This window comes from Nocardiopsis sp. M1B1, assembly GCF_052466615.1.
In genome coordinates this window covers 3,170,268-3,187,797 of record NZ_CP196194.1, presented here as the reverse complement: position 1 = coordinate 3,187,797, position 17,530 = coordinate 3,170,268, and the positions used below count along the sequence as shown (strand labels likewise).

Sequence of the window (17,530 nt, the reverse complement as noted above, 5' to 3'; positions counted from 1 at the left end):
TCATCCCATTCGGTTCGACCGTGTACTTGGACGCGGGTGGCGTTACGGGAGGCTCTGCCGCATGATCGTGCCATGACGAGCCCCGCAGCCTTCCGGGACCAGAGCAACTGGTCCGGTGGCTACTACGAGCTGGCCATAGAGGTTGGGTCGAGCGACGACGCCCGGGTTCAAGCCGTTCTGAGTGCTCTGTGGTCCGCCGCGGACGTCCACGGGTGCTTCGGCCGGACCGACCGTGAACCTGGGGAACAGGATCCTGTCCCGTGCACGGTCGGCTCACTGGCCGAGTTCGGGCACCTTCGCGGTCAGGTCCGCCTGCCCACAGGCCAACCGGTCGTGTGTGGTTGTGTGGCCATCCGTGGCGGTGGTGAGAGCGACGATTGGCTGGACTTCTACGTCCCCGTCGGTGCGCTGGACAAGGCGGGTCTCTCCTACTGGGACGGTCGGCCGTTCTTCAGATCCGACGTGATGGACGCGTGGCTGGCCGCCATCGGAACCGAAACCTTCGAGAGCGCCCCCTTCAGCCTGGGAGTCATCGGTTTCGATGTCTCCGGCTGTACCGACTCGTCGACGCTGGCGGGGAAGTTGCCGCAGACGCGCGGTATCGGATATCTGCTTCCACGAGGCGGCGTCCTGCACTATGGCGCCGCCAACACCTGAGTCCGTCTGCTTTGGGTGAGGTCGAGCCCTCGGTCGCCGTGCGGCTCGCCCAGTGTGCGCCTGCGAGGTCCGAGACGGGGTGTGGACCTGCTTCGAGAACGAGGCCGAAACCTTGCGATAGAACTCGGCGGGGTATCCACGACGTCCCACGATGCCCTCCTTCAAGGGTCACGTGGCCCCGGCATCCGGAAATCCGACTCCGAAGAACGCAGGACACATCACAGAGCCTGGAGCGCATTCCCACCGACAGCGGTCTGCTACAGAACCCGCCCAGTGAGGAGAGCGTTCCGGTGTCCGCGCGTTGACGATCCCTCGCCTTCCCGGGAGCCGGTCGGGCCGCAGAGATTTGATGCGTGTGGCGGTGATGGTAGCCAGCGCTCCCGGGGCGGAGCGGCACACCCGTCCGCTCACCACGACGAGGCGCTCGTGCATCAATACGGCCGCCGAGTGCTTCTGGACGTCGGGGAACATCGCGATCTCCACGACGCCAGTGTGTTCCTTGAGGCTGGTGCAGAGGGTTCTGTGCCCGGATGAGGTGTCGATGATGCGGCTGATGACCGCACGCATGGTCGTCGAGGGCATCGAGCACCACGGCCCCATGGAGGCCGAAGCAGCTCGGCGCCTCGCCGAAGACCTCAACAACCAGAAGTAACCACCGAACAACCCAACACTTTCTCAGTCGGCCCGGCAGTAGAGACGCGCCATGTTGAAGAAGCGGTAGTCGTCACTGACGGTCCCGTCGAGCACGGCCCGGCCGAAGGCGGCCAGGACGGGGTCGCTGCTGGAGTTCAGCGCGACGATCTCGGCCTCGGAGCTGTAGGAGACCAGTCCGTACGAGGCGCCTTCGACCCTCGGGGCCAGGCTTCCCTCAACGCTCAGACACACCGCTTCCCGACTCAGCGTCGCTGGTTCCACCTGGGAGAGCACTTGCGACCGCTGCTGCGTGTCCATGCGTGGTACGTCCGTCCCGAAGTTCCCGAGGAAGCTCGTCGCGAGGACGATCGCGACCGCCACGACCGCTGCGAGCGTCCCGACGACATGACGCCTTTTCCGGGGCATGGCTGCGCCGGGAGTATCGGCTGGTCGCCTGCCCCTTTGTGTCATCGCGCCTATCCGGGAACCAACGGTCGCTCCCACGCCGCACACGATCAGGAACCCAGCGAGGCCGACGAAGATGAGCAGGGCGTTGGAGTACGACGTCAGCATGCCCCCGCTGACCGTGCCCCAGCAGCCTGGAGAGGGCGCCGCCAGGCACACCGTGCCCTGGATCCCCACCCAAAAGGCGGCAGGCTGCAGTGCCAGCAGGGCCAGCACGAACACGGTGGTGGTGCTCAGAGCCGCGCCCTGGCGACCGCGCCCTCCGGACCAGACCCCCAGACCGACGCTCACGGCTACCGTGAGCACCACTGTGAGAAGCAGGACCGAACCGAGCAGAGCGTCAGTCGAGGCCCGCCCCCATCGTGCGCCCAGGACGATCGCCCCTGACATCAGTCCCATGTGTCCGGCGGCGAGCACGCAGGCGGCCACGATCGGTACCAGGGGTCGGCGGGCTGGTCCGTACACACGCGACCTGCGGACCAGGCCCGTGAACACGAACACAGCAGCGCAACCGACCGCGGCGGGCAGGGTCCAAGCCGTCCCCGTGGTGGACAGGGCGTTCCACGCTACGATCCAACCTTCGGCGGACGCGTTACTGAGCTTTCCGTTGAACCGTTCCCAGAGTCCGAACGCACAGCCGAACACGACGGCGCCGCACACCATGCCCGCGACACTTACCGCTCGTTCGCGCCCGGCTGCGGCCAGCCATGTCCGGGCGCTCAGGGCCGCCCATCTCAGAAACAGAAGGCATATCCCCCACAGCGCCAGGGCCGACGCCAACGCCCGCAGAGGATGGTCCAGCAGTAGATCAACCCACATGTTCCCCACCACGTTGGGCGGCGAGAGTCCGATGAGAACGCCGCCTGACAGTGCCGCGGCCGCTACCCGCCAGCTAGGCGTACCCGCCGGGGCCGCGTGGACCGCGTTCCACACGATCGCCGTGACAAGGGCGCCCACCGGCGCAGCCAGCAGCACGAAGGTGGGGGTCCCCATCGTTTCCGGGGCGACCAAGGCGTAGGTGTTGACCAGGTGCAGGTGTGCAGCGCCTAGGGCGACGCCGGCGATGGCCAGGTCGACGCCGCTGACCGCGGTGAGTCGCCGGGGGTCGTTGAGCATGTCCAATCGGGACCGGTGGGAGGGGTGGTACCTGCGGTACCACCGCCGCCAGCGGGGTGCTCTGGGGAGCCGCGGGCGGGATAGGAGGAGGCGCAGCTCCTCGCCTGTCCGACCGGTACTGGCCGCCAGCACGTCGGCGTAGTGTTCACGTGTGCGCAGTACACGGGCCCGGGCCGCTTGCAGCAGCAGGAGGGCGAGGACGCTGACGGCCAGGGAGGCCCCCGGGTCGCCCAGTGAGTTGAGCGGGGAACCAGCGGCGACGACAACCAGGGCCGTGAGCGTGTAGGCGACCAGTGGGAGGCTGGTGAGCACGAGGAACGCCCACCATGAGGACATCGTCAGGTAGGTCATGTCGACGTCTCGGTTGCGCAGATGGGCTGCCTCGTGCCGGATCACCGCCAGGGCGCGCTCGTCGAGTCCTCCACTTCCTCCTGAGGCGAGCAGGGATGTGTCGACAGCCATCTGGTATCTACCGAAGGCCCCGAACACACGGGCCCCGCCCGCGGTGCCCGGTGTGGTGAGCAGTTCGACTCGTCCACGGACACCGGCCAGGGCGGTGTCCATCTCCAAACGAGCCGCCCGGACGCCCCTGTCCTGGGGAAGCTGGACGGGGCGCAGCCGCCAACGGAGGATGACGGGATAGATCGCGTACACGAGGACGGTCAGGCAGGCCCACACCGGGCCGAGAACAACCATCCACAACAGAAATCTCCACCTCAGGGCAGTGACGCAGCCGGTGAAGCCGTCGAAGACGGCCTGGTCCGCCAGGTGACCGACGTCCACGCGTGCTTGGGACGCGCACGCTGGCAGTCCTTCACCCTCCAGCAGATCCGGTTCGAGGACGCTTCCGAGCGCCACGTACCAGACTCCGAGGTACATGGAGCCCACAGCGGCGACCATGATGATCAGGGAGAACCGGATGGCGGTGGCGGTGGGCAGCAGGAACGGGTCGAACCGGTCATCCCTTCCCGTGCCCGTTTCCGTCTCAGTCCGCGGGGTCGGCATCAGCACGGCCCTCGGCCTGGGCTGGGGCTGTGATCTCAGCGACGATAGCGCGTGCCAGTTGCGCGGCCTGGTCCGGCGGCAGGCCGGCCTCCGCGGCGCGCTCCGTGACGGACGCGATGGCGGCGGGGACCTCCTGCGGTGCCAGAGGCCGCAGGACGGTGTCGGCTCCGACCCGAGGGCGCCGACGCATCCGTAAGCGCTGCGCGACCCGTTGCCAGGCCCGGTTCCACCAGGGACGGGCCGCGTCGGTCAGGGAACCGACGACCAGGTCATGGAGAACGGTGAGCGCTACCCCCGTGACCACCCCGATGACGACGTCACCGAATCCCAGCGGATTGTCCCCCGCCCGCCCTGCTCTTCCACGCATGAAGTACTCGTTGCGGACGTCCTGGTAATGAGCGACCTCGTCCGGCGCCACACGGGCCACCACGGTTCTCGCCACATCATCAATGGTCACGGATCTACCTGGGGGAACGGGGGTTTCGAACACAGGACGCGTCCTTTGGTTTCCGTCCGACAATCGAGTCATCAGAATACGGCACGCATATTGACTCTTTCGGGGAATCGGGGGAAGAACAGGTTCCTGGCACGATCTGGCCACGCGGAACTACCCCTGGCCTCGGCTCTTCAATGAGAATTGATCATCGAGGGGACAAGACACATATCGTCATGTACCCGATCTGCGAAGAACGGTCCAGGCGGGGCAGCACACCCGGATTCCTACACCGAGCACCTGGAGGACGCCTTTCGGGGCCGCCCCCCCTTGGGAAGGCGTCGCCCGACCAGGTCATAGGCCCGGACGTGGCGCACTCCCGCGATGGCTCCGACAGTGGTTGACCAGGCCGGTCCGCCGGGTGGTCTCGGGTTGCCCGGTCGTCGTCATCGTGCCGCGCACGTCGTAGGTCAACAGATGCGGCCCAGCGGGGAAGGCCTGGAACAGGTCGGAGGTGTCTCGTGCCGGGTGTGATGGAGGCTCTGGTGGGTCCTGCGTTCTTCGGGGCCGGATGTCTGGATTCTGGGACCACGTGACCTCAGGAGGGCATCGTGGGACGTCGTGGACACCGAGCTTCTGGGCGGTCTGACTTTCGCGGAGCTGGACCTGCTCGAACAGGACCGCGGCGGTCCTCCGGCGGTGCCGTTGTTCGGTGGCGTCCGTGGCGGCCTCCCGCAACTGCTGGTCATAGGAGTCCTGTCCACCTCGAAACAGGCAATCAACCCTCGATGAGCACAAGGGCCCGACGGGCCGGGGACCGGGCCCCGCCCCGGTGCCCGCCGGTTCCCTCGCCGGCGGGCACCGGTCGGTGTCATTCCCCCAGTTCGGCGCGCTGGCGCAGGCCTCCCTCCCGGTCGATCTCCAGGACGGTGTCGATCCCGAGCCTGCGCAGGAACCCGTGGTCGTGGCTGACGACCAGGAGCGCGCCGCGGTAGACGTCGAGGGCCTCGGCGAGCTGCTCGACGCTGGAGGTGTCGAGGTTGTTCGTCGGCTCGTCCAGGACGAGCAGCTGCGCGGGCGGCTCCGCCAGGAGCAGCGTGGCGAGGCAGACGCGGAACCGCTCGCCGCCGGAGAGCGTGGCGACGGGGCGGTCGACGCCGTCCCCGCGCAGCAGCAGGCGGGCGAGCTGGTTGCGGACCCCGCCCGGCGGCGTGCCGGGGGCGACCGCCCGCACGTTCTCCAGCGCGCTCGCGGCGTCGTCCAGGCCGTCCAGGCGCTGGGGCAGATAGCCCACCCGGTCGGTGAGGAGCGTGCCGTGCGAGCGGCCCGGAACCGGATCGCCGCCGTGGACGAGCTGTTCGAGCAGGGTCGACTTCCCGGCTCCGTTGGGGCCGACCAGGGCGACGCGTTCGGGCCCCTGGACGACGACGGTGCGGCCCCGGGCGTGGAACTCCGCCAGGCGGCGGCCGCGCGGCACGTCCGGATCGGGCAGCGTGAGGCGGATGTGCTCGTCCTCGCGTACGCGCGCGTCGGCGGCGTCGACCGCGGCCTGCGCGGCCTGGACCTTGTCGTCGAGGGTCGAGCGCATCGCCCCGGCCGAGGCCTGCGCCTTGCTGGCCCGGTTGCCCGCGAGGATCTTGGGGATGCCGCCGTCCTTCTGCGTCTTCCCGGCCGTGCGCTCGCGGCGGGCGAGCTTGGTCTCGGCCTCCACGCGCTGGCGCTTCTCGACCTTGAGGGCCTGCTGCGCGGACCGCGCCGCCTGGACGGCGGCGGCCTGCTCCTGTTCGAGGTGCTCCTTCCAGACGCTGTAGGGGCCGCCGAACACGTCGAGGTTCCCGGCGTGGAGTTCGGCGGTGCTGTCCATGTGTTCGAGCAGTTCGAGGTCGTGGCTGACGACGACGAGGGTGCCGGGCCAGGTGTCGACGAACGCGGCGAGCCTGGCACGCGTGGGCCGGTCGAGGTTGTTGGTGGGCTCGTCGAGCAGGGTGACCGGGGTGCGACGCAGGCGCATACCGGTGACGGCGATGAGGACCGCCTCACCGCCGGAGACCTGCGCGACGCGGCGGTCGAGGTCGGCGGCGGTGAACCCGATCTCGTGCAGGGCCTCGTCGGCGCGCGCCTCGATGTCCCAGTCGTCGCCGACCGCGTCGAAGTGGCGTTCGTCGGCGTCGCCCGCCTCGATCGCGCGGAGCGCGGCGAGGGTGGCGTCGATGCCGAGCAGTTCGGCGACCGTCGCGTCCGTGCCCAGGGTCAGGTTCTGCGGGAGGTAGCCGACGTCGCCGACCGCGTCGACGCGCCCCGAGATGGGGCGCAGGAGACCGGCGATCAGGCGCAGCAGGGTGGACTTGCCCGCGCCGTTGCGGCCGACGAGTCCGGTGCGCCCGGTCGTGAGGGTGCCGCTCACGCGGTCGATCGCGACCGTGCCGTCCGGCCAGGCGAAGGTGAGGTCGGTGAGTGTGACGGCGGACTTGGTGGACATGCTGGGAGCTCTCCTCGTGCCCGGCGGCGGGCGACCAGCGTGGTCGGGCCGCGGGCGGGGTCGTTGGCGGGGGAACACGCGAACGCCGACGGGGCTGTGCCGGGCGGGTGCGTGTTCGACCCGTGGCGGGCCGTGGGAGCGGGCGGATCAGCGGCGCCGTGCGCACACGGACGAGGCGGGAATCCTTGACGACTTCCCGGGCCGTCACCACGCGCACGCGGACGGGGTGCCGATCGTCTGCGCTCCCGGAGGCGGGGCGGACGTCACCGCGCGCACGGGGGCGCGATCGGTGGTCGGCGTCGGAACACGCCGGAACGGACCGGGGCGGGGAGCGGGCCGCGACGCCGCGGGGCGTACGCGGACGGGGCGTCCCCGACGAGGTCGAGGTCGTTCACCGGGGCGCGGTACGCGCCCTCGCGGGTGAAGGCCACCGGCGGTTCGGTGGCTAGAGTCTGTCGACCTCGATGAGCTCCATGGCCGTCATGCTACCAGCGGGCCCCGGTGGCCCCGGGGGGGGTGCCTGGTGCCACTGGGCCCCTGAGGGCCCCTGGGGGCCCCTGGGGTCATGTGGGCGCTGGAAGTTCCTGGGGCCGCAGGGGCGTCTAGGGCCACTGGAAGCCCCTGGGGCCACAGGGCGCCTGGGACCACTGGAGGTCCCTGGGGTACTTGGGGGCGCTGAGGTCCCCGGGCATCCGCCGTATGGAGCCGACCGCTGCCCGAGTGATGACGGACGCACGGGACCGTGTGCCCCGCGCACCGTGACCGGTACGCGGGGCCGGGACCTCAGAAGTCGGTGCCGCAGAAGGGCGCGCGCGGCGCGTGCAGGGCGGTGTCCAGGCGGACAGCCGCGCCGGGGGTGTGTTCGGTGAGCAGCCCCGCGTCCGCGAAGGCGGTCAGCGTGCGTCTGCCGAGGTAGGCCGCGCCCAGGTGGGAGGCGTCCAGGGCGAGGTCGGGGGCGGCGTCGGTCGGGCTCACGCGGGCGCCGCCGGTGTCCGCCTCCAGGCGCCAGCGCCCGGCGTTCCAGGGGGCGTAGCGGTCGGCGACCTCCAGCACCGTGTCCACCGGGGCGGCGTAGGGGCGGTCGGACAGGGCGCCGGGCAGGTCCACCAGGCGCACCCACAGGGCGTCGAAGTCCCGCCGGATCAGGCGCCGGGGGTCGGCCAGCAGAACGGTGAGGGGGTCGTCCTCGGGCAGTTTCTCGAAGACCGCCTCGCTGGTCAGGTCGCGGTCCAGGAGGTGTTCGTAGAGGGCGACCCGGGCGGCGGTGGAGACGGAGGCCAGCTCGCGCACCACCACCCGCCCCGAGGCGAGACCGTCCTCCCAGCGGTTGACGACGCGGTACAGCGCGTAGCCGCGGGGCCCGTCGGGGCCGCGCACCAGGGCCGCGCGCAGCCGTCCGGGCCCGCCGGCCTCCTTGTCCTGGAGCATCAGGCTCCACCAGTGCTCGTCGCGGGCGAGCTGGCCCGCGCGCTGGGGCAGCGCCTCGCGGTACACCCGCTCCACCTCCTGGCGGACCTCGGCGGTCTCGGCCAGTTCGAGGATGAGGGAGGGGTCCCGGGGCGCGTCGGGGCGCAGGCGGGCGTGGGCGCGCTGGAGGGTCGCGTTGGTCTCCCGGAAGGCCAGGCCGTAGCCGAAGCGGGCGTAGATGCCGCCCTCGGAGGCCCACAGCGTGGAGAGTTTCTCTCCCCGGTCCCGGACGTCGGCGAGCTGACGGCGCATGAGCGCGCTGAGGACGCCGCGGCGGCGGTACGTGGGCCACACGCCCACACCGGTCACGCCCGCGACGCGACGGGGTCCGCCGGGCATGGTCATCTCGAAGCCGTTGGACAGGGCGGTGCCGACGACGCGGTCGCCGTCCACAGCGAGCAGGGTGCGGTCGTGCTCGGTGGTGGGGTGGTCGCGTTCGTTGTCCAGGATCTCCCGGACGGAGAGGTTGAGGGCCTCGCAGAAGACCCTGACGGCTTCGGGGTGGTCCTTTTCCGTACCCTCGCGCACGGTCCACGCGGGGGCGTCGTCGCGGCGGGAGGGGTCGTGCTGTGGCGCTCCTGTCATGGCACCGAGCCTCTCAGCCGCCGCAAGGAGGGCGCCAGTGGATTTCCCGGCGTGCCGCCCGCCTCCTCACCGTCCGCATCGCGGGCGCCCGCTCCCCCGTGCGCGGCCGCTGCGGCGGACGGCCTCCTGCGCGTGCGCGGCGCGGACCCGGTCGCCGGGGCGAGGTGGGACGGACGAGGCGGACCGGAGGAGGCGGACCGGAGGAGGCGGACCGGCCACCGGGACGAGTAACACGCGGTGCGACGGGGCACCTCTCCCCTGTGACACGTACGATCTCCTCTTCTTCCCGTGCCCGATCCGACCAGTCGGGCGACCGGCGCCGACTCGTCCTGGGAGTGGACGCCGGGGGCACCGCCACCCGGGCGCTGGTGGCCGCCCTTTCCGGAGAGCGGCTGGGCGAGGCCCGGGCCGGGGGCGCCAACCCCAACTCCCACGGCGCGGAGCAGGCCGCCGAGCGGCTGGCCGAGGCGGTGTCGGGTGCGCTCGACGCGGCCGGGCCGCGGGCGCGCGGGGCCGTGGCCTTCGGGGTGGTCGGCCTGGCGGGGGTGTCCGCGCTGCGCGACGACGAGGTGCGCGCGTACCTGGAGCGGGCCCTGGCCGGGGTGGGGCTGGCTCCGGAGAACACGGCGTTCACCGGCGACGACGAGGTGGCCTTCGCCTCGGGCACACCGGGGCCCGACGGCACGGTGCTGATCGCGGGGACCGGGGCGATCGCCACCCGGGTCGAGGAGCGCAGGCGGACCCGTTCCGCGGACGGCATGGGTTGGCTGATCGGCGATGAGGGGTCGGGGTTCTGGATCGGGCACCAGGCGGCCCGGGAGACGGCGCGGCAGCTGTCCCGGGGCGGGGAGCTGAGTCCGCTGGCGCGCGCGGTGGCCAAGCGGGTCATTCCGGGCCAGCGCCCCTCGGACGGGGAGGAACACCTGCCCGAGGAGCACGCCCGCAACTTCGCCCGGGTCCTGACCACGGCCGCCCCGGTCACGCTGGCCGCGCTGGCGCCCCTGGTCAGCGAGGCCCACGCTCAGGGCGATCCGGCGGCCGAGGTGATCGTGGAGGCCGCCGCGGGTCACCTGGCGCACTCGGTGCACCAGGTGCGCTCGCCCGGGGAGAGCCTGCCGGTGGTGCTGGCGGGCGGGGTGCTCTCGCGGTCCGAACCGGTGCGCGCGGCGCTCACCCGCAAGCTGGCGCTGTGCGCGGCGGGGGCGCGGGTCGCCACGGCCGGGTGCACGGCGGGCGCGGCGGCCTGGCTGGCGGCCCTGCGGGCGGGGGCGCCCGAGGACGACCGGCGGCTGCACGCGGCGTTCACCCTGGCCGACCGCGCCCCGGGCAAGGACCGCACCGACGCAGCCTGAGGGCGCACGACCGCACTGCACCGTGGCAGCGGGGTTGCCCACGGTGATCTCGCTACCGGCGTCGCTGTCGGTGTCGGCGGTGGCCCTGGCAGCGGGATCGTCCCCGTCGGGCGCGATCCGGCTCGGCGCGGTCGACCGCCCGCAGTGGAAGCGGGCCCGGGGCCGCAGGAGCAGGCTTCGGGCCCGATCCGACCACTCCGCACTCGCGAGCCGGTCCCGTAAGCGGACGGGGGAGCCCACTCCCCACCGCGACCGATCCGCACTCGCGAGCCGGTCCCGCCCGGGGGCGGGCTGCCGCAGCCGCCCGACGGGGCGCGGCGCGACGATCGGTCCTGATTCGGGTTCCACCGGGGCGCAGGTTTTGCCCTGGTGCGTCACTGTGCCTTACGGTAAGTCCCACTTAGGTTTACCTAACTCACCCCGGAAGAAAGAGGGCGCCGTGGCACAGCGGCAGGGACGGGCCAGGACCGTCCACACCGGAAGGGTCGAGGCGGTCGAGCAGATCACCCCGCACATGGTCAGGGTCGTCCTGGGCGGGGAGGGCCTGGACGCGTTCTCCACCGACGGGCACACCGACAGCTACGTCAAGCTGCTCTTCCCGCCGCCCGCGCCCGGCGACACCGAACCCTTCGACCTGGAGCGCGTGCGCGCCGAACGCCCCCGCGAGGAGTGGCCGGTCACCCGAACCTACACCGTGCGCGACTGGGACGCCGAGGCCCGGCGGCTCACCCTCGACTTCGTCCACCACGGCGGCACCGGACTGGCCGGGGTGTGGGCGGCGGGCGCCAGGCCGGGCGACCGGCTGCGCCTGATGGGCCCCGGCGGCGCCTACTCCCCCGACCCCGGCGCCGACTGGCACCTGCTGGCCGGGGACGAGAGCGCCCTGCCCGCCATCGCCACCGCCGTGGAGGCGCTGGCCCCGGACGCCACCGCCCACGTGTTCGTCGAGGTCGGCGGTCCCGAGGACGAGCTGAAGCTGGAGGGCGGCCCGGGCGTCCACGTGCACTGGCTGCACCGGGGGGAGGCGGCCGTGGGCTCGGTCCTGGTCCCCGCCGTGCGCGCCCTCGACTTCCCCGCGGGCCGCGTCCACGCGTTCGTGCACGGCGAGGCCGCCTTCGTCCGCGACCTGCGCCGTCTGCTGCGCATCGAGCACGGCCTGCCCAAGGAGCAGCTGTCGGTGTCGGGTTACTGGCGCCTGGGCCGCGACGAGGACGGCTGGCAGTCGAGCAAGGCCGAGTGGAACCGGGGTGTGGAGGCCGAGGAGGAGGCCGCCCTGGCGGGGAGGGCCTGACCTCCCCGCCGGGCGCGCCCGCGCCCCGGTGCGTTCCGCCTCCGGGGAGGTCGGTGCCTCCGCGCCCCCGATGCCCCTGGCCTCTCCCCCGGGGCGTCCGCGTCCCGGCACCTCGTACACCGGACGGCCGTCCGGCCCTCCTGCCGGACGCCGGTGCCGCCACCTCACATTTCGAGGTTCTCCAGGGCGATGAGGTAGGCCTCGTTGTACGTGGGGAACTGCGGGATCGAGTCGAGCAGCGCCGCGACCGGCAGGCCGGTGCGGATCGCCAGCGCCGCGGTGTGGATCCACTCCGAGGCCATCGGGGAGAACGCCCACGCGCCCACCAGCACCCCGCGGCGGCGGTCGGCGACCAGGCCGAGGGTGCCGCGCGGGTCGGTGTCGTAGGTCCAGGGCCGGGCCAGGCTCTGGGGCAGGTCGGCCTCGGCGGTGGCCGTGTCGATCCCCTGTTCCCGCGCCTCGGCCTCGGTCAGCCCCACCCCGGCGATCTCGGGGTAGGAGAAGATCACGCGCGGCACGCCGGTGTAGTCGGCGGCCCGATCGGTGCCCAGGATGTTGTCGGCGACCACGCGCCCCTGGTACTTGGCCACGTGCGTGAACAGGGCGCGGCCGGTGGCGTCGCCGACCCCCCACAGCCCGGGCGCCGCGCGGCAGCGCTCGTCCACGCGCAGGCTGGCGCGGTCCAGCTCCACCCCGAGCTCCTCCAGCCCCAGGCCGCCGCCGCGGGGGCGGCGGCCGGTGGCGAGCACGATCACGTCCGCCTCCACGTGCTCGCCGTTGTCCAGGGTCGCGCGGATGCCGTCACCGTCCCGGGCCACCGCCGAGACCTGGGTGTTCAGGTGCACGGTGACGCCGTCGCGGTCGAACTGGTCGCTGATCAGCTCGCACAGGCGGGGCTCCTCGCGGTTCACCAGGCGCGGGCCGCGCTGGACCAGGGTGACCTGGGAGCCCATCCGGGCCAGGAACTGGCCCAGCTCCACCCCCACGGCGCTGCCGCCGACCACGACGGCCCGGCCGGGCACGTCGGTGAGGGTGGTGGCCTCGCGGTTGGTCCACACCACGGAGGGGTCCAGGTCGTCCAGCCCCTCGATCGGCGGGCGCACCGCCTCCGAGCCGGTGGCCACGACGACGTGGTCGGCGGTGAGCTCGGTGTCGCCCACCGCCACCCGCCACGGGTCGCGGCCGATGACGCGCCCCTCGCCGCGCAGGACCAGGGCGCCCTGGTCCCGGTACCCCTGGACCTGCGCGGAGTCGTCCAGGTGGCGGATCATCTGGTCCCGGTAGTCGCGCAGCTCGGGCCAGCGCAGGTCCGGGCGGGAGACCCCGGCGGCGCCGTCGGCCTCCTGGCGCACCTCCGGCGGGCGCAGCAGCACCTTGGTGGGTATGCAGGCCCAGTAGCCGCATTCGCCGCCGATGAGTTCGCGCTCGACCACCGCCACGCGCTTGCCGGCGGCGAGCAGCCTGCCCGCGACGGTCTCACCGCCCGGCCCCATTCCGATGACGATCGCGTCCATGTGTTGCATGTGTCCTCGTTCCGCCCGGGTCCCGGTCACCCCCGATGGTGTCGCCTGCCCGTGTTCCGGGGAAGTCCCGACACGCCGTCATTCTCCGGGTTCGCGCGCCCCGGTCCGGGCCGGGGGGACGGTGCCCTGGTCGCGGCCGTGCGCGCCGAGGTTCGGGCCGCCATCGGCGGCGGAACGACCCGGTGCGGCGCGTCACAGCACCCGCGCGCGTCACACGCGTCCCGGACGTGGTGGAATAGCCGATCGGCGTTCTGGCCGCCGCCCCGTCCGAAAGGAACCGCCGTCCCCGGCGCACGCGCATGTCCACGCAGACCCTGATCCTCGTCCTGGACCTCGTCGGCATCCTCGCCTTCGCCGTCGACGGTGCGCTGACCGGCATCCGCGCCGCACGCCTGGACATCGTCGGCGTCCTGGCCCTGGGCGTGGTGACCGCGCTGGGCGGCGGCGTCATCCGCGACCTGCTGCTCGGCGTGACCCCCGCGACCTTCCAGGACTGGCGTTACATCTGCACGGCGCTGCTGGGCGCGACCGCCGCGTTCTTCCTCAGCAGGCAGCTCACCCACCTGAACCGGCCCATCCTCGTCTTCGACGCGGCCGGGCTGAGCCTGTTCGCGGTGATCGGGGCGACCAAGGCCCTGGAGCTGGGTTTCGGTCCGCTCCAGGCCACCCTGCTCGGCGTCGTCACCGGGGTGGGCGGCGGCACGATCCGCGACGTCCTGCTGAACCGGGTGCCGACGGTGCTGAGCGCCAACTCGCGCCTGTACGCCGTCCCCGCCCTGCTGGGCGCGGGCCTGGTCGCCGTCGCGTACTGGGCGGGCCTGACCTGGGGCTGGATCGCCGTGGTGGGGGCGGTGCTGTGCTTCACCGTGCGGCTGCTGGCGCTGCTCTACCGCTGGAACGCGCCCAGCCCGCCGGGGTCGCCTCCGCTGTGAGAACCGCCGGAGCCCCGGCCTCCCGCTCCCCCGCCCACGTGAGAAGCGCCGGAGTCCGGCCCTGCGGTTTCTCCGGTGCCGTGAGTCGCGCCCGCGTCCCCGATTCCTCGGACCCCGCCCGTGTCCGGAACACCCGCCTCCCCGGCTCCGCCGAGCACGCGGGAGGCGACGCCGCGCAGGAGTTCGACCATCGCCGGGACGGGTTCGGGCGGGCGGCGCCGGTGGACGGCGTAGATCTCGCGGGCCAGGCGGGTGCCGCGCAGCGGACGGCTGACCCAGCCGCCCCGGCGGTCCGAGCGCAGGATGCTCAGCGGGACCAGGGCCACCCCCACCCCGGCCTCGACCAGGGCCAGGGCCACCTCGTAGTCGCGGGTCTCGTAGGCCACGTTCAGGCGCACCCCGGCGGCAGCGGCAGCGGTGTCCAGGCTGATCCGGTTGTAGATGCCCGGGGCCCCGCAGATCCACTCCTCGCCCGCCAGGTCGGCCAGCGCCACCTCGCGGTCGGCCAGGGCGTGGCCCTCGGGCACGACCACCAGCAGCGGGTCCACCAGAACGCGTTCGCGGTGCAGGCCCCCGGCGCGCGGCAGGGGCACGCCCGGGTAGCGGTGGGTCAGGAGCAGGTCCAAGTCGCCGGAGGCGACCAGGCCGTACCCGCCCGGGGGCTCGATGTCGGACAGCGACAGGCGCACCTGGGGGTGCCTGCGCCCGAAGGCGGCCAGGGTGGCGGGCAGCAGGACCTTGCCCGCGCTGGCGAAGGCCCCCAGGGACAGGCGGTCGGGAGCCTCGCCCGCCACGGCGCGCACGGCGGCCTCGGCGTCGCGCAGTTCCCCCAGCACCCGTTCGCCGTGTTCGAGCAGGACCCGGCCCGCCTCGGTGAGGGTGGCCCCGGTGCGGCCGCGTTCGACCAGGGTGCAGCCGACCTCGCGCTCCAGCTTGGTGAGCTGCTGGGACAGGGCGGGCGGGGTGAAGGACAGGCGCTCGGCGGCGGCGGCGATCGACCCCGCGTGCGCGATCTCCACGAGCACCCGCACCCGGTTGGCGTCCAGCACGGCGGCCCTCCTTTCACACAAAGCAAGCTACAAAGTTTCGCTTAACGATCTTTAGCAGACCCAACTTTAAGTTAATGGCCGGTAGGGGCACAGTGGGCTGTATGAGCACCACGACCGCGCACGCCGCGCCCACGGCCACCGACGTCCGTGCCGCCGCCGAACGCATCGCCCCCTACGCCCGCCGCACCCCGGTCATGCACGCCGAGGTGGACGGGCGTCCGCTGACGCTCAAGCTGGAGCACCTCCAGCTCACCGGAGCGTTCAAGCTGCGCGGCGCCCTCAACGCCCTGCTGGGCGGGGAGGACACCGACCGGGTGATCACCGCCTCCGGCGGCAACCACGGCCTGGGGGTGGCCACCGCCGCCCGCCTGCTGGGCGTGCGCGCGACGGTCTACGTCCCCGAGTCCATCCCCGAGGCCAAGGCGGCGCCGCTGGCCGCCACCGGCGCCGAGGTCGTCAGGGTGGGCGAGCACTACGCGGTGGCCGCCGAGGCGGCCCGCACCCGCGCCGAGACCGAGGGCGTGCGCTACCTGCACGCCTTCGACGACGCCCTCGTCGTGGCCGGTCAGGGCACGATCGGGCTGGAGATCGCCGCCGACGCGCCCGAGTGCGACACCATCGCCGTCGCGGTGGGCGGCGGCGGACTGGTGGCCGGGGTGCGCCTGGGCGCGGAGGAGCGCGAGGTCGTGGGCGCCGAACCCGAGGGCTGCGCGAGCATGCACGCCGCGATGGCCGCCGGGCACCCCGTACAGACCCCCGTGGACTCGGTGGCCTCCTCCGCGCTGGGCGCGGCCACCCTGGGGCGGGTCCCCTTCGAGGTGCTGAGCGCCCACCCGGTGACCCGGGCCCTGGTGAGCGACGCCGAGATCCTGCGGGCCCAGGACCGGCTATGGGAGGAGTTCCGCATCGCCACCGAACCGGCCGCGGCCGTGCCCTTCGCCGCATGGCTGGCGGGGCGCGTCCCCGGCGAGCGGCCGTGCCTGGTGGTGTGCGGGGCCAACGCCGAGTGGCGCCGCACCGCCTGACCCCGCGGGGAATCCGCACGTCACGGGCTTGTTCCGCCCGCCCTCCCGGCATGGTGACCTGGAACACTCTCCTCGTGGCCGACCCGTTGTTACCCGCGGGTCGGCCTTACATTGGACTCCGTCATCCGACCATTGGTGAGGGAGAACACGTGTTCTACGGTGCGTTGCGGCAGACGGTATCGGTACTCGCCCGTACCCTGTGCCGTCCGACCGTCGAGGGCCGTGAGAACGTCCCCGCCGACGGAGCGGTCCTGCTGGCCAGCAACCACCTGTCCTTCATCGACAGCGTGATCATCCCGCTGTCGGTCACCCAGCGCCGGGTGCGGTTCCTGGCCAAGTCCGACTACTTCGAGGGGACCGGCCTCAAGGGGCGCATGACCAAGACCGTGTTCTCCTCCCTGGGCGCCATGCCGGTGCAGCGCCGCGACGCGCGCGGGGCCATGCTGTCCCTGGAGATGATGCTGGAGCGGCTGAACGAGGGCGAGGCCTGCGTGATCTACCCCGAGGGCACCCGCTCACGTGACGGGCGCCTGTACCGGGGCCGCACCGGCGTGGCCCATCTGGCGATGGAGTCCAAGGCCCCGGTCGTACCGGTGGCGGTGGCGGGGACCCAGGACGTGCAGCCGGTCGGCGCGTCCATGCCGCGCCCGCGTCCCTACAGCATCCGCTTCGGCGAACCGCTCGACTTCTCCACCGGCTACGACCACCTCGCCCCGGGCAAGGCGCGCCGGGAGATCACCGACCGGATCATGGACTCCATCCACGCGCTGTCGGGCCAGGAGCGGGCCAAGGGGTACAACTCCCTCGGCGCCGACGAGTGACCCTCGCGCGGGTCCGCGACACGTGATCTCGACCCGCGCGCCGGAGCGTGACCGGGCTCCGCCACGCCCCTGCGAGGCTGTCTCCCCGGCCGACCCGTGCGAGGAGGCACGCGACCGACGCCCGCGTCGCCTACGCTTGCGCGCATGCGCGTACTGATCGTGTCCGACACCCACATCCCGCGCCGCGCCCGTGACCTGCCCGAACAGGTCTGGCGCGAGGTCGACCGGGCCGACGCGGTGATCCACGCCGGGGACTGGTGCGACCTGGCCAGCCTGGAACGCCTCGACGCGCGGGCCGCACTCCTGGTCGGCGTCCACGGCAACAACGACGGCGCCGACCTGCGCGCGCGGCTGCCCGAGGTCGCCCGCGCCACGCTCGGCGGGGTGCGCTTCGCGGTCGTGCACGAGACCGGCGACGCGCGCGGGCGCGAGAAGCGCTGCCAGGAGCGCTTCCCCGACTGCGACGTGCTGGTGTTCGGGCACTCCCACATCCCCTGGGACACCACGGCCCCCTCGGGTCTGCGCCTGCTCAACCCGGGCTCCCCCACCGACCGGCGGCGCCAGCCCCACCACACGTACATGACGCTGATGGCCGAGGACGGACACCTGGACGGGGTCCGGCTGCACCGGGTGGGCTGAAAGGGAGCCCGGGGCCCGCGCCGCAGGAGCCGCCCCGTTCAGAAGGGGCGCCGCCACC

At 72.8% G+C, this 17,530-nt stretch carries 14 protein-coding genes; 8 read left to right on the top strand and 6 right to left on the bottom strand.

Translation table 11 applies throughout. The features are described from left to right. Positions 1-72: 72 nt before the first annotated feature. Positions 73-657, top strand: a complete 585-nt coding sequence (locus ACSTA4_RS13705) for a hypothetical protein (protein ID WP_444963872.1) — start codon at positions 73-75, stop codon at positions 655-657. A 675-nt stretch (positions 658-1,332) separates the two neighbouring features. On the opposite strand, the gene ACSTA4_RS13700 is transcribed toward ACSTA4_RS13705, so the two are convergent. Together ACSTA4_RS13700 and ACSTA4_RS13695 are read right to left on the bottom strand one after the other, a co-directional pair. Beyond that, complete coding sequence (locus ACSTA4_RS13700) at positions 1,333-3,876, bottom strand: M48 family metalloprotease (protein ID WP_444963871.1); 2,544 nt, start codon at positions 3,874-3,876, stop codon at positions 1,333-1,335. Further along, positions 3,857-4,333 (bottom strand): hypothetical protein, encoded by a 477-nt coding sequence (locus ACSTA4_RS13695; RefSeq protein ID WP_444963870.1) that lies wholly within the window; start codon positions 4,331-4,333, stop codon positions 3,857-3,859. Before ACSTA4_RS13695 ends, ACSTA4_RS13700 begins: the two co-directional genes overlap by 20 nt. A gap of 597 nt (positions 4,334-4,930) precedes the next feature. Here ACSTA4_RS13695 and ACSTA4_RS13690 point away from each other — a divergent pair. Next, positions 4,931-5,101, top strand: coding sequence for a hypothetical protein (locus tag ACSTA4_RS13690; protein WP_444963869.1), 171 nt, complete (start codon positions 4,931-4,933; stop codon positions 5,099-5,101). A gap of 79 nt (positions 5,102-5,180) precedes the next feature. On the opposite strand, the gene ACSTA4_RS13685 is transcribed toward ACSTA4_RS13690, so the two are convergent. Together ACSTA4_RS13685 and ACSTA4_RS13680 are read right to left on the bottom strand one after the other, a co-directional pair. Further along, a complete protein-coding gene (locus ACSTA4_RS13685; RefSeq protein WP_444963868.1) occupies positions 5,181-6,788 on the bottom strand; it encodes an ABC-F family ATP-binding cassette domain-containing protein in 1,608 nt (535 codons plus the stop codon). Positions 6,789-7,571: 783 nt separating this feature from the next. Continuing rightward, positions 7,572-8,840 carry a GNAT family N-acetyltransferase gene (locus ACSTA4_RS13680; protein ID WP_444963867.1) on the bottom strand — a complete coding sequence of 423 codons (1,269 nt, stop codon included), beginning with the start codon at positions 8,838-8,840 and terminating at the stop codon, positions 7,572-7,574. Between the two features lie 335 nt (positions 8,841-9,175). On the opposite strand from ACSTA4_RS13680, the gene ACSTA4_RS13675 reads away from it, so the two are divergent. Beyond that, on the top strand, positions 9,176-10,192 hold the full coding sequence (locus tag ACSTA4_RS13675) for an N-acetylglucosamine kinase (protein ID WP_444964168.1): 1,017 nt from the start codon (positions 9,176-9,178) through the stop codon (positions 10,190-10,192). Positions 10,193-10,631: 439 nt separating this feature from the next. Beyond that, positions 10,632-11,483: a siderophore-interacting protein gene (locus ACSTA4_RS13670; protein ID WP_444963866.1), complete on the top strand. Its 852-nt coding sequence runs from the start codon at positions 10,632-10,634 to the stop codon at positions 11,481-11,483. Positions 11,484-11,647: 164 nt separating this feature from the next. On the opposite strand, the gene ACSTA4_RS13665 is transcribed toward ACSTA4_RS13670, so the two are convergent. Beyond that, positions 11,648-13,006 (bottom strand): dihydrolipoyl dehydrogenase family protein, encoded by a 1,359-nt coding sequence (locus ACSTA4_RS13665; RefSeq protein WP_444963865.1) that lies wholly within the window; start codon positions 13,004-13,006, stop codon positions 11,648-11,650. Positions 13,007-13,305: 299 nt separating this feature from the next. On the opposite strand from ACSTA4_RS13665, the gene ACSTA4_RS13660 reads away from it, so the two are divergent. Next, the gene (locus tag ACSTA4_RS13660; protein ID WP_444963864.1) at positions 13,306-13,938 is read left to right on the top strand and encodes a trimeric intracellular cation channel family protein; all 633 of its coding nucleotides are present in this window, start codon (positions 13,306-13,308) and stop codon (positions 13,936-13,938) included. Here ACSTA4_RS13660 and ACSTA4_RS13655 read toward each other — a convergent pair. Beyond that, complete coding sequence (locus tag ACSTA4_RS13655; RefSeq protein WP_444963863.1) at positions 13,893-14,987, bottom strand: LysR substrate-binding domain-containing protein; 1,095 nt, start codon at positions 14,985-14,987, stop codon at positions 13,893-13,895. The genes ACSTA4_RS13660 and ACSTA4_RS13655 overlap by 46 nt on opposite strands. A gap of 101 nt (positions 14,988-15,088) precedes the next feature. On the opposite strand from ACSTA4_RS13655, the gene ACSTA4_RS13650 reads away from it, so the two are divergent. The 3 genes from ACSTA4_RS13650 to ACSTA4_RS13640 all read left to right on the top strand — a co-directional run bounded on the left by ACSTA4_RS13650 (position 15,089) and on the right by ACSTA4_RS13640 (position 17,472). Next, on the top strand, positions 15,089-16,012 hold the full coding sequence (locus ACSTA4_RS13650) for a threonine/serine dehydratase (protein WP_444963862.1): 924 nt from the start codon (positions 15,089-15,091) through the stop codon (positions 16,010-16,012). 149 nt (positions 16,013-16,161) lie between these two features. Then, positions 16,162-16,833, top strand: coding sequence for a lysophospholipid acyltransferase family protein (locus ACSTA4_RS13645; protein WP_444963861.1), 672 nt, complete (start codon positions 16,162-16,164; stop codon positions 16,831-16,833). Between the two features lie 144 nt (positions 16,834-16,977). Next, on the top strand, positions 16,978-17,472 hold the full coding sequence (locus tag ACSTA4_RS13640; protein WP_444963860.1) for a metallophosphoesterase family protein: 495 nt from the start codon (positions 16,978-16,980) through the stop codon (positions 17,470-17,472). Positions 17,473-17,530: the final 58 nt, after the last annotated feature.